At 39.2% G+C, this 12,859-nt stretch carries 12 protein-coding genes; 3 read left to right on the top strand and 9 right to left on the bottom strand.

The window, feature by feature from the left end; translation table 11 throughout:
* Positions 1-100: 100 nt before the first annotated feature.
* Together B2107_RS20705 and B2107_RS20700 are read right to left on the bottom strand one after the other, a co-directional pair.
* On the bottom strand, positions 101-1,285 hold the full coding sequence (locus B2107_RS20705) for an MFS transporter (protein WP_293957656.1): 1,185 nt from the start codon (positions 1,283-1,285) through the stop codon (positions 101-103).
* Between the two features lie 52 nt (positions 1,286-1,337).
* Positions 1,338-1,589: a hypothetical protein gene (locus tag B2107_RS20700; protein ID WP_293957655.1), complete on the bottom strand. Its 252-nt coding sequence runs from the start codon at positions 1,587-1,589 to the stop codon at positions 1,338-1,340.
* A 179-nt stretch (positions 1,590-1,768) separates the two neighbouring features.
* Between B2107_RS20700 and B2107_RS20695 the strand changes: the two genes are divergently transcribed.
* Positions 1,769-2,179 carry an OsmC family protein gene (locus B2107_RS20695; protein ID WP_293957654.1) on the top strand — a complete coding sequence of 137 codons (411 nt, stop codon included), beginning with the start codon at positions 1,769-1,771 and terminating at the stop codon, positions 2,177-2,179.
* Between the two features lie 113 nt (positions 2,180-2,292).
* The gene (locus B2107_RS20690; RefSeq protein WP_293957653.1) at positions 2,293-2,730 is read left to right on the top strand and encodes an FKBP-type peptidyl-prolyl cis-trans isomerase; all 438 of its coding nucleotides are present in this window, start codon (positions 2,293-2,295) and stop codon (positions 2,728-2,730) included.
* 63 nt (positions 2,731-2,793) lie between these two features.
* On the opposite strand, the gene B2107_RS20685 is transcribed toward B2107_RS20690, so the two are convergent.
* From B2107_RS20685 to B2107_RS20670, 4 genes are all read right to left on the bottom strand, one after another.
* Positions 2,794-3,966, bottom strand: coding sequence for a tetratricopeptide repeat protein (locus B2107_RS20685; RefSeq protein WP_293957652.1), 1,173 nt, complete (start codon positions 3,964-3,966; stop codon positions 2,794-2,796).
* 2 nt (positions 3,967-3,968) lie between these two features.
* Positions 3,969-5,069 (bottom strand): tetratricopeptide repeat protein, encoded by a 1,101-nt coding sequence (locus B2107_RS20680; RefSeq protein WP_293957651.1) that lies wholly within the window; start codon positions 5,067-5,069, stop codon positions 3,969-3,971.
* A 7-nt stretch (positions 5,070-5,076) separates the two neighbouring features.
* Positions 5,077-7,662, bottom strand: coding sequence for a DNA gyrase subunit A (gyrA, locus tag B2107_RS20675; protein WP_293957650.1), 2,586 nt, complete (start codon positions 7,660-7,662; stop codon positions 5,077-5,079).
* A gap of 163 nt (positions 7,663-7,825) precedes the next feature.
* Positions 7,826-9,925, bottom strand: coding sequence for a heavy metal translocating P-type ATPase (locus tag B2107_RS20670; protein WP_293957649.1), 2,100 nt, complete (start codon positions 9,923-9,925; stop codon positions 7,826-7,828).
* A gap of 181 nt (positions 9,926-10,106) precedes the next feature.
* Between B2107_RS20670 and B2107_RS20665 the strand changes: the two genes are divergently transcribed.
* Complete coding sequence (locus B2107_RS20665) at positions 10,107-10,955, top strand: mechanosensitive ion channel family protein (RefSeq protein WP_293957648.1); 849 nt, start codon at positions 10,107-10,109, stop codon at positions 10,953-10,955.
* Here the strand turns inward: B2107_RS20665 and coaA are convergent.
* From coaA to B2107_RS20650, 3 genes are all read right to left on the bottom strand, one after another.
* A complete protein-coding gene (coaA, locus tag B2107_RS20660; RefSeq protein ID WP_293957647.1) occupies positions 10,952-11,911 on the bottom strand; it encodes a type I pantothenate kinase in 960 nt (319 codons plus the stop codon). The genes B2107_RS20665 and coaA overlap by 4 nt on opposite strands.
* 131 nt (positions 11,912-12,042) lie before the next feature.
* The gene (locus B2107_RS20655; protein ID WP_293957646.1) at positions 12,043-12,444 is read right to left on the bottom strand and encodes an OsmC family protein; all 402 of its coding nucleotides are present in this window, start codon (positions 12,442-12,444) and stop codon (positions 12,043-12,045) included.
* Positions 12,445-12,455: 11 nt separating this feature from the next.
* Positions 12,456-12,836, bottom strand: coding sequence for a methylglyoxal synthase (locus B2107_RS20650; protein WP_209579226.1), 381 nt, complete (start codon positions 12,834-12,836; stop codon positions 12,456-12,458).
* Between the last annotated feature and the right edge of the window lie 23 nt (positions 12,837-12,859).

Below are 12,859 nucleotides of genomic sequence, written 5' to 3'. Positions count from 1 at the left end.
CTGCGAATTCGCATAAAAAAAGCGGCTGATAAGTGAAAATTCAGCCGCTTTTTTATGAAATACAGATTTCATAAACTACTTTTATGCGCTCGTGCTACCGCTAAGCAAGTGCTTTTCTTTTCGTATAAATGAGGTTTCCAACCACCGCAAAACCTATAGCAACCATGATCGAACTAAAAGGATAGATAGCGTCCATGCCTATATTGTTTGCCACAAGACCGATCAGAGGTCCTGTAATTCCCAAAGAAATATCAATAAATAGGCCATAGGCTGCTAATGCCGACCCCTGTTGGCTTTGGTCGACTCTTTTAATCGCTTCAACACCAAGCGCAGGAAAGACTAGTGAAAAACCAAGACCGGTCAATGCTGCCCCTAATAAAGTCCAAATGGGGTTTATCACTGTAGCAATTAGTAATAATCCTAATGATTCAACAAAAAGACTCAGCAACGCGACTTTTAAACCACCATATTGATCAATAACTTTATTGAATACAAGTCTGGTCAAGATAAAGAAGACTCCAAATACCGTTAAACAGGAAGCTCCATTTTGCCAGTCGAAATGCTCATAATAGAGTGTCATGAAAGTCGAGATACTTCCGAAGCCAAGTCCACCCAGAGCAAGACAGATTCCAAACGGAGCTACTAAAAGTAATATCCGTTTGAAGCTAACCGTTTCCGTCCTTTTTCGAACAACCCGGTAAGGTGTTTTTGAGCGACAGTATACATAGCCAAATAGACCCACAACAATTGTTAGCACGCCTAAAGCTTCGTAACTGATATGATCTACCATCAGGACACCTAAGGGAGCACCAATGGCCAATGCGCCATAACTTGCTATGCCATTGAACGAGATCGCTTTAGCCGCATACTCATCACCGAGTTCCATAAGTGCCCAATTTATGGGGCTGGCACCAACCATACCCTCAGCAATTCCAGTCAGTAATCTGGTGATTAGCAACAGACCTAAACTGATAAAGGGCTGTGATTTAAATAGGAAAACAAGCAGAAGCAGTATACCAGACATGCCAAAAAATAGCATACTCCGCAAAACAGAAACTTTCGGTCCCTTCGTATCAACTATTTTTCCGGCATAACCCCGAAGTAAAAAAGTAGCAATGTATTGAATGCTAATGACCAGTCCGGCGACAATTGTGTTAAATCCCAAAGTCTGGTGAATAAAAATGGGTAGGGTAGCAAGTGATAGGCCGATGGTGAAATAACCGAGGAAGGTTAAAGAAACATAGCCTAAAATCTTTTGATTGACCTCCCGAAGAGAAACTGTCATCTTAAAAATTTTAGGCAAAAATACGTCTTTAAGCTTATTATTTGAAATTAAATCAATAAACAACTGTCTCCTTAACATCACAATTCTTTTCGAGCCATTGCTGATCAAATTGCTTCGGGGAAACTCGTTTACCCTGATAGATGTAGTACATTTTTTCGGCCTCGCCTTTTACTGGAGGGCCAGGTATTTTGTTGATTATTTTTTCTTCGGGACAGTCTCGTATTAAAACCTGTTGATCAAGTTGACGGGTTTTGCAGGAGAAGAGCATATGTACAACGATAAAAATAAAGTATAGTTTGTTCATGAGTTTAGTTTTAATACGATAGTTAACGTATCAATTGGTGGGAATGCGACATGAATTTGTGAAATGGAACACAACTTTTTCAACAGCCATTTGTTCTATAAAGGTACCTGAAAGGCTAGAATAGCCGACAAGGTAAATTTATGTTATAGCATTAGTTTAAATATTTTATTGTAGAAAACATGAGAAGAAAAGCAACAGCCCAATGGAATGGCAATCTTAAAGAAGGAAAAGGTAGTCTGACTACCGATAGTACAGTTTTAGATCAAACACAGTATTCCTATTCAACACGGTTTGAAAATGGTGTCGGAACAAATCCTGAAGAGTTATTGGCTGCAGCGCATGCAGGATGCTTTACTATGCAATTGAGCGCCTATCTTTCTGAGGAAGGTTTTGCTCCTGATGAGTTGACCACTGTATCGACTATTGTTATGGAAAATGGCTCCATTGTACGGTCTGAACTGGAGTTGAAAGCGAAAGTTCCTTCAATAGACGAATCTACTTTTCAAACAATAGCGCAGAAGGCTAAAGAAAACTGCCCTGTAAGTAGGGCATTTACTTTTGAAAAAACGTTAAATGCTGAGCTTTTATAACCGATTTTCTATCATGAACAAAAACGTATTCTTTCTTCGTAAAGAGAACAAAAAGATGTTATTTTGGGCGTATAAAGAATAGGTGGTAATATTGAATTTTAATCAATCAAGTTTTGGTTCAGAAAAAGAAAAACAAGTTAAATTCCACGGGACTGGCAGAGAGAAATATTGAGGAGGGAAAGATATTTTTGGAAAAGCATGCACAGCAGGAAGGTGTCATTGTATGCCCCTCTGGTCTGCACTATAGGGTGTTGACAACAGGCGGCGGGCAAATACCTAAAAAGTCTGCAAAGGTTATTTGTCATTACAAGGGTGAACTTCTAGACGGTACTGTATTTGATAGTTCCTATAAACGCAAGTGTCCCGAAACGTTCTATATCAATGAGCTGATAGGGGGGTGGCAAGAAGCAATTTCAATGATGCCAGTAGGATCTATTTGGGAGGTATGCCTTCCGCCAAATTTGGCTTATGGAAAGGAGGAGTTGGTATCTGGAAGGGGAGGGCAATGTACTTTATTATTTCAAATTGAGTTAATTGCCATTATAGGTTAGCACAAATAATATTCATAAAAAAACCGCATCCTAGGATGCGGTTTTTTTATGAATGTTTGCTTTTTATTCTACTTCTTTGATCTTAGCATTGATTTCGGCAGTTTTAGCTTCATCCTGCATAAAGATATAATAATTCTTCAAATTCGTTAATGCATCTACATTTTTAGGCTGTAAAGAAACTGCTTTTTCTAAATAAGGAAGCACTGGCTTTAATTCGGCTTTAATCTTATTTAATTCAGCATCATACTGTGCTTGTGTTAACTTTCTATTATTATTAACAACATTTAATTTCTCACGTGTTTTATTCATCAACGTGATCGCTAAATTTGTATTTGCCTCAAAAAAGTTTGGATCGATTTCTAATGCCTTCTTGTACGCTGCAACTGCAGCCTCATCATTTTTTGCAGACGATTGCGCGATGCCTAGGTAATAATTTAAGCTTTTATTGTTAGGATCTTTCGCTAATTGCGCTGTAATAGCATCAATTGTTTCCTTTTCATGACCTGTAATTAAATTCAGCTCAATATTCTGGGTCATGGCTGCGTTGTCATCAGGATAAGCTTCAGCTGCTTTTTTTGCATATTCCAACGCAGATGTAGTATCTTGCATAGTTAGATATAATTTAGGTAAGTCTACCATAATTGTCTTATGCGAAGAGAAATCTTTTCTTGGAATCAATTCTTTGTAGCGTTCAATTGCATTTTTATAATCTTTGTTCGATAATGCCGCAACTCCACTGTAGTAGGTTACTAACGTATCGCCAGGAAGATAAGTCAATGCTTTTGTAAAAGAGCTATACGAATCAGCATATTTTTGAGCTTGATATTCTTCAGCACCTAAATTGAAGTTATATTGTCCTAAAATTTGTTCTGCAACCGTAATATTGGCTTTATTAGTACCATCTGTATCCAATTGTTTTGCTTTAGTAATTCCGTCTTCAGCCAATTTAGCCAATTCAGCAGATTTATCAATTGTCGAAAGATTAGCATTTACTAACGCATACACTGTCCACGCCTCGGCGTTATCTTTCGTTTTTTCGTTGACTACAGCAGCATCAATAGCTTCCTTTGCAGATTTCAGGTTGGGCAAACCCAACTGCACCGTACCAGCATCTTTCAATTCTTGAAATTTTGCTAGGCCAGTTTTCGCCTTTTTTATATTACCGGTTTGCGCAAAAGAAACTGAGGTACATACAGTACCCATTGCGGCTAATAATAATAGAGATTTTAAATTCATATCTATTTAACTGTTAATTGATTCAATAATAAATTCACCCTGTCTAATTGCGATGCATCGTCAATAAGCGTATAATATTTCGCCAAGGCTTTGAGCGCATTGACATCATAAGGTTTGATTTCATTCGCTTTCAACAGGTATTCAATAGTTAATTCTTGTATATCCTGATTCGTAGGTTCCTTTAATAAAGTTTCCAGATTGATAAGCCCTAAGGCAAGATTAGACTCGTAATTATTCGGATCCAATCGCAATACGTTGTTATAATATTCCTTGGCCTTTTTGATGTCATTGGCATTTTCGTAGGAATAGCCAGCGATATAGTTCAATTCCACATTTTCTGGCTCCAAACGGATAGCGTCAGCGATAACATTCAGTATTGCATCATAAGAATGATTAGCCGAGTAGACATCAATCAACCTAAAAAGTATCTGCTTATTTTCAGGAAATGCAACATGTCCTTTTTCAAGAACGTTTAAAACATCCTGTTTAGTACCTCCTAGAGAATAAATATGTGCCAATTCAAGATAGTAATTGGGCTTAGGTTGATCACTCTTAATAAGCTCATTATAATATTTGATTGAGTTCATATAATCTTTATTCTTACCCGAAAGTACGGCGAGATTATATTTAAGATCATTATTTTTGAATCCAAGAGAATCTATTCGAAGATATGCCTTATAAGCTTTATCAAATTTACCATCCTTTAAAGCAATGCCTGCCTGATAGGAGATGGCCCCGGCTAAATTTTGACGAACATAATCCATTTCAGCAGGAAAATTTCGGCGTGCTTTTTTTTGATCCAGAAGCTTAAGCGATTTGATGGATATATCAATAGGATCCGTCTTATATTGTTGTTTCCTTGTTGAGTCTGCAACCGCCAAGGAACTATACACCAATGCTCTTAAAAGATTATTGTTGACAGAAGCAGAATCTTTCTTTGATTGAAAAGCCGCGTCTGCAAATTTCCGTGCGTTTTCAAGATTTTTGAACTCGCCGGTTTTGGTATATAAAGCAAAACTGTTGCTGCCCTCTTTCAAATTGGATTGGGCAACAACAGTTAAACTACTTGCAGATATTAAAAATGATATCAGTAAGTTTTTCATCAGTCAATTATTCTTCGTTTGATTCCGTGCTTTCTTCGGAGTTTGATTCCTTATTCTCTTCCGAAGTAGAATCGTCGTTTTCGGTTAACTCTTCGGTCAATCCAGACTCTTCTAGTTCTTCTTCACGATCGACTTTTGTAATAGAGGCGATCTCATCGTTATCTTTTAAATTAATAAGCCTTACACCCTGTGTAGCTCTACCCATTACCCTTAATCCCTCAACTGCAATACGGATAACGATGCCAGATTTATTGATAATCATTAAATCTTCCGCGTCTGTTACGCCTTTTATGGCAACGAGTTCGCCCGTTTTATCAGTAACGTTGATCGTTTTTACGCCTTTACCGCCACGATTGGTCACCCGATAATCTTCGATGTCTGTACGTTTTCCATATCCTTTTTCTGAAACGACCAGTACCGTTGTCTCGGAATCATTCACACTAATCATGCCAATCACTTCATCACTTTCAGTTGATAATGTGATACCACGTACCCCAGTCGCAGTTCTTCCCATTGGTCGGACAGTAGACTCGTTAAAACGAATGGCTCTACCAGAACGAAGTGCCATAACGATTTCACTGCTTCCAGTAGTTAAGCAAGCTTCGATCAACTGGTCTCCTTCATTGATATTAATGGCGTTGATACCGTTAGCCCGTGGACGAGAATACGCTTCTAAAGATGTCTTTTTGATGGTACCTTTCTTGGTACACATAATGATGAAGTTGTTTTCCAGATATTCTTGGTCTTTCAAATTCTTCACTAATATAAACGCCTTTATTTTCTCCTCTTTTGGAACGTTGATAATATTTTGCAGTGCTCGACCTCTCGAGGTGCGGCTCCCTTCCGGAATTTCAAAAGCTCTCAGCCAGAAACAACGACCAGCCTCGGTAAATAGGAGCATATAATTATGTGCAGATGCTGTAATGATGTGCTCGGTAAAATCCTCTTCACGTGTATTTGTACCGATCGATCCGCGACCGCCGCGGCCCTGACGCTTGTATTCAGATAGTGGAGTGCGTTTGACATAACTATTGTGGGAGATTGTAATCACGATTTCTTCGTCATCAATAAAATCTTCCATACGCATATCTTCAGCAGAGTGTACAATCTGTGATCGACGTTCGTCTCCATATTTTTCTTTGATCTCAATCAACTCATCTCTGATAATCTTCATTCGAAGATCTTCATCTTCTAAAACTGACTTTAAATAGTCGATCGTTTTCATCAATTCAGCATATTCTTCTTTGATCTTATCCCGTTCCAGTCCAGTAAGACGACGTAAAGTCATATCAAGAATTGCACGGGCCTGAAGATCAGAAAGACCAAATTTTTCCATTAATCCAACACGAGCATCTTCAGGTGTTTCGGAGTTACGAATTAATTTGATTACCTCGTCCAGATGATCCAGCGCAATCAAATATCCCTCTAGGATGTGCGCACGTTTTTCTGCTTCAGCCAATTCATAGCGTGTACGTCTGACGATGACATCATGTCTATGTTCCACAAATTCATGAATCATATCTTTCAGATTCATGAGTACAGGCCTTCCTTTAACTAAAGCGATGTTATTAACTGAGAAAGAGGTCTGTAGTGCAGTGTATTTAAACAGGTTGTTTAAAACAACGTTCGCGTTCGCATCACGTTTGATATCGTACACAATGCGCATACCTGTCCGATCAGATTCATCACGGATGGCTGATATACCTTCTAATTTCTTTTCGTTAACCAATTCGGCCGTACGCTCGATCATATTGGCCTTGTTCACCTGATAGGGAATTTCGGTTACGATAATCTGTTCACGTCCAGATTTAGTTGTTTCTATCTCTGCTTTTGCCCGCATGACAATCCGGCCCCGTCCTGTATTACAGGCATCTTGAACACCCGCATAACCATAGATAAGTGCACCTGTAGGGAAATCAGGACCTTTGATATGTTGCATCAATTCGGCTATCTCGATATCACGATTCTCAATGAACGCTACAGTACCATCGATAACTTCAGTAAGGTTATGTGGCGCCATATTCGTAGCCATACCGACTGCAATACCAGATGCCCCATTGACGAGCAAATTGGGAATACGAGTAGGGAGAACAGTTGGCTCTTGTAAAGAGTCATCAAAGTTATTTTGAAAATCAACAGTATCTTTGTTGATATCGGATAGCATTTCTTCAGCAATTTTCTTTAATCTTGCTTCGGTATAACGCATAGCCGCAGGTGGATCACCGTCAATAGAACCGTAGTTACCTTGGCCGTCTACCAACGGATAGCGTAAACTCCAATCTTGAGCCATACGAACCATGGTGTCATAAACGGATGAATCACCATGAGGGTGATACTTACCTAATACGTCACCAACGATACGGGCAGACTTTTTGTAAGGCTTGCCACTGGTAACCCCTAAGTCCAGCATTCCATAAAGAACACGTCTGTGTACTGGCTTCATGCCATCACGTGCATCAGGGAGCGCTCTTGATACAATGACAGACATGGAATAGTCAATGTAAGCAGACTTCATCTGATCCTCGATGTTAATTGGGATAATCCGGTCGTTTGCCGGAACAAGATTGTTGTCGTTTTCTGTTTCTTCAGCCATATGAATTTGGTTTCAATAAAACTAGTAAGCAAGCCCAATAAACTGGCTTGTTACGCATGCGAAGTTACAAAAATTTAACCTCAAAAGCGAAAGTTTGAGGCGCTATTATATATAAAAAAGACAATCAACGATGGATTGTCATGGTACTTATGAGCTATCAATTTTATTTCAATTTCTTAAAGCGGAGACGGACTGAATTGCCGATCACAATTAAGTTCGAAAACGCCATGCTTAAGGCCGCCACCATAGGGCCGAGGAAACCAAGGGCAGCGAGCGGGATGGCGACAATATTGTATGCAAAGGCCCAAAAAAGATTTTGTTTGATTGCCAGTAAGGTGTGGTGACCGATCTTGAGTAGCTTTTCAATGGACCGGAGATCACTATTCAGTAGGATAACTTTGGCAGACTGAATCGCAACATGAGTCGAATCACCAAGAGAAATGCCCACATCCGCTGCAGTGAGTGCTGGCGCATCATTGATACCGTCACCAACCATGGCCGTTGGGCCTTTCTTTTTAAGCTTATACAAGATTTCTAACTTTTCCTCCGGTGATTTATCCCAATATACGTCGGCAATACCAAGCTTCTGCGCTGTGCGCTCACATTTACTTTGACGATCGCCGCTCAACAGGATAGGGCGTATACCCTTATCTTTGAGATATTGGATGAGTTCTTTTGCGTAAGGTTTTAGTTGATCTTCAAGTACAATACCCGCTATAACCATTTCGTTAATTGTTAATGTAAGGTCATAACGGTTTGAATAATCCTTTGATCCAAGTTTGGCATTGCAAATGGAATAACTATTCCCATTCGTATCTGTGGCAAATATCCCCTTTCCTCGTATCTCATTAACTTCCTTGAAGATAATACGGAAGGGTTTGATTTCCTTCAGCTGTTTTCGGATCGACTTCGCTATAGGATGGCTAGAATAACTTTCCAACTGTGCTATGATCGATTCGACTTGAGATTGTTCAATACCGAATGTTTGAATTGCTTTGATATTAAAATCGCCAGTTGTTAGGGTTCCAGTTTTGTCAAATACCATTTGTTTGAGTTCGGACATTTCCTCAATAGTGCTTCCGCCTCTGATTAGCATACCTTTTTTTGCAGCTCTACCCAAGCCGACCATAACAGCGGTAGGAGTTGCTAATCCCATTGCACAGGGGCACGATACAACCAGGGTGGCTATTGCATTCATCAAAGATTGTTGTAGTGGCAACTGTGCGATAAAATATGTGATGAAAAAAGTGAAGAATGAGATACTGACAACGATCGGTACAAAATAAGCGGCTACCTTATCGCCGAATTTTTGAATAGGAGGTTTTTTACCTTGCGCATCTTTGATCAACTGGATGATTTGATAGAGCACACTTTTAGATCCCACTTTGGTTGCGACAATTCTAATATTCCCCTCGGTCAGTAATGTACCGCCAATTACAGCATCATACTTCAATTTTTCAACGGGCATACTTTCTCCTGTTAACATCGACTCGTCTACCCAGCCTCGCCCTTCCAAAATATCGCCGTCGACAGGAATCTGATTTCCTGTGTTCACTTTTAAAATATCACCAGATTTAATTTCTTTGGCCAATATGGTTATTTCCTGATCCCCATCGATCTTAATTGCATCCACGTTTTGGTAATTGATCAGATCTTTGATTGCAGATGTCGTTTTCTTTACAGCCCGTTTTTCCAATACGTTTCCTAAAAAGACCAATGTAATGATCGTAGCACAGGTTTCGTAAAATTGATAATCGTGCCCAAGATTATAGCCTGTACCAATCAGACTATAGATAAAAGCTGCTGTAGATCCGACTAATATGAGCACATCCATATTTGGCATTTTATTCCAAATGGATCGTAACGCACTGATCCCAAAATAGGAAAAGCCAATAAGATATACAGGTATACAAAGGCAGAGCTGGATATAAGGATCATGGAGCAAAGGATAAGCGGTAAACATATGGCTCCATAGAGGTACGGTAAAAATCAAACAACAGAAAAACTTAAATTCAATGGATTGCCAAAAGCTAGGCTTATCATCCTGACCATCGACTACTTTGTATCCTAAAGACTCAATCCCTTCGATCAGCATTGGTATTTGCTCTTGGGGGATATCGGAAAATTTGACTTCATCAGCGACAAAATCAATATAGATGTCTTTAGCTCCGTTTTTTTCCAGGTATTTGTGGATTGAAATAGCACAATTTGCGCAGTGCATTCCGGTTACATGTAGTTCAGTATGCACGTTGGATTCCTTCATTTAATCGTAAATAATATCTTTACGCAAAGATAGGTATTTCCTGATAATGCTTTTTGCGTAAAGTAAAATTGTTTAGCTTAGCAGGCCGCTTTTATTCCGTTCTTGCAGAGATATTCTTGTGCGGAAGGTATTCAAAAATCAAGCTTTGGAGGATTAAAACAGTTTTAGATTTAGGGTAAAAATGAGAAAGTCAATTTCAATTTCTTTTTTTATACGGATGATACTGCTCGTTGCATTGACGGCATCATTTGTTCAATTTGAAAGCTTTTATAAGCAAAAGGAGATTATTCGAAATATCGCATACGGATTAAACACATTTTTAACCGCAAGTGTTTTGATATCAATTGGGCATTTTATACTTGTAAAATTATACAACAGTAGAAATGAACAACAGATTGTCCGTGGTAATTTTGTACTTGGCATTACACGTGTCGCTACTGTCTGTAATGTGTTTTTCTTTATTGTTGGCCTAATGATTGCCGTTGGTATTAATCCGAAAGATTTTATTACCAGCATGACAATCGTTGCCATGGCGATTGCTGTAATATTTAGAGAATATATCACCAATATGATTTCTGGTTTGATCATCATGTTTTCCGATCAATTTTCGGTGGGAGACCGGATAAAAATAGGTGAGTACCAGGGAAAGATTGTCGATATCACATTGGCCAATCTTGTTGTACGAGATGAAGATGACGACGCCGTAATGATTCCAAACAATTTAGTATTTACGGCAACGCTAGTCAATAAAACTTCTCAAAAATCAAATAAAATTGTTGTCAAGTTTGAGTTACCCATTGATATTGCTGTTGCAGTAGAGGAATTGGAACGTTATTTAACACCTTTGTTTCAGCAGAATCCTAATTTGGACCATTCCAAAGGTTTTATTATTAAGGTTGCTGATATTGCTAAAGATTACATCAAATACAAAGTTGAAGTTAGTACAATTTCTTCCAGCAACAAGATACATCAGCAGGTGCAGAGCAGAATATTGAATGAAATTTTGCAATTTCAGCGCGGCAAAGGTTAAATTTTCCTGACTTTGATATTTTTGACGAAGTGATGGCCCCCTTTTTCCAGAATCAGATCTGCGCGATATCGTGTTGGCAGAATATTCTTAATTAAGTTAGGCTTATTAATTTCATTCCAGATACTTACGGCCATAGACTGGCTTTCTTCAGTCGTCATATTTGCATATTTGTGGAAAAATGACGCTGGATTTTGGAACGCAGTTTCGCGAAGTGACTCAAATCGGTTGGTGTACCATTCGATCAAGTTTTTTTCGCTGGCGTGCACATAAATAGCGTAATCAAAGAAATCGGAGACGAATACGCTATGGCCTTTTCTCGGCCGCTGGGAATTGACTTGCAATACATTGATTCCTTCTACAATGAGAATATCGGGCTGTTCGATGATTTGTTGCTCTTCGTCTGGCAATACATCATAGATCAGGTGGCTGTAGACGGGTACTGCAATCCTTGGAGAACCGGACTTCACGGCTGAAAGGAAATGGATCAATCTTTTGGCATCATAGCTTTCCGGAAAACCTTTCCGGTTAAGAATCCCGAGTTCAATGAGTTGCTTATTTGGATAAAGAAAGCCATCTGTGGTTACTAGATCTACTTTTGGCTTTGAAGGAAGTAGACTGAGTACACGCTGCAATACCCTTGCTGTAGTACTTTTCCCCACGGCAACCGATCCGGCAATACCGATGATGTACGGAAGTTTGCTTTCCTCCTTACCAAAAAAACGATTTGTTCGCCGATGAAGGCTTTGGAAACGATCGATATGAATTTCGAGTAAGTGACTCAACGGGACATAGACTTCTTCTATCTCCTGATTTGTCAAGGGTTCATTTAGCGCATGGAGGGTTTCTAAGTCTTCGGTACTGAAGTTGTGCAAAACTTTCCCGTTTAAATTTTTCCAGTCTTCACGTTTGATCGATCGAAAAGGCGAGTCTATTGCTATTTGTGGATCCAACTGCATCGTTTGCTATATTTTTAATACAAATATCTTTATTTCAGCATCAGTAACCTTTTCCATTCGATTTTAACAATTTTAAAGGCCGATTTTGCGCGGGCAAATATAAATACTGTTATTCGTTATCCCAAGAAACGCTATAAATGATTTGACGTTATTATAATCGGATTTGCTAATATTTTATGGACAGGACACTTCTCAGCAATTTTGAATAGGCGCTGTTTTTGGACATCGTCTAAATCTCCTTTAAAACTAATATAGCATTGTATATAGGTCGTTTGTTGCTGCTCACTCGTTTGTACTTCATGCGTTAGACGAACCAATACTTCTTCCAGGGGCCATTCTTTCCTGTCAGCGTACATTTTTACCGTGATGGCCTTGCAGCTCCCTAGAGAGGATAGTAGCAAAGGAACGGGATTGATGCCCTCATCTTCGCCGCCTAAATCTTTTGGTTCATCTACCGTTAGCTGATGCTTTCCATAGTTTACTGTAGTTGTATAGGGAATTTTCCCTATTGAAACGATTACTTCATTATCCATACAATTTGAATTTAAGCTTCGACATCTTCCAATAAACCTTCAATAATCAGGCTTCCTGTTGCCGGATTTGTTGCCAATGGCACATTATAAAGATCACATACACGCATGAGCATTTGAATATCAGGTTCATGTGCATGTTTTCCTAGTGGATCGCGAAAGAATATGATTCCATCAACTTTTCCTTCAGCAGCTAATGCCGCAATCTGTGCGTCGCCGCCCATTGGGCCACTTAGTTTCAATTCTACCGGAAGGCCAGTTTGTCTGACATATGAACCCGTGGTCCCTGTGGCAATGATATCAGCGCGTTCTAACAAATCTTGGTGATCTTTGACAAATGCCACCATTTCTGGTTTCTTGCCGTCATGGGCTATCAATGCAATTGTTTTTTTCATCAGTATATAATTATGTGTTAAGC

Origin of the sequence: Sphingobacterium sp. UBA7855 (assembly GCA_002500745.1) — a bacterium.
Taxonomy (GTDB): domain Bacteria; phylum Bacteroidota; class Bacteroidia; order Sphingobacteriales; family Sphingobacteriaceae; genus Sphingobacterium.
Note: the sequence above shows the minus strand (reverse complement) of the source record. Positions and strands in the feature narration are given on the sequence as shown.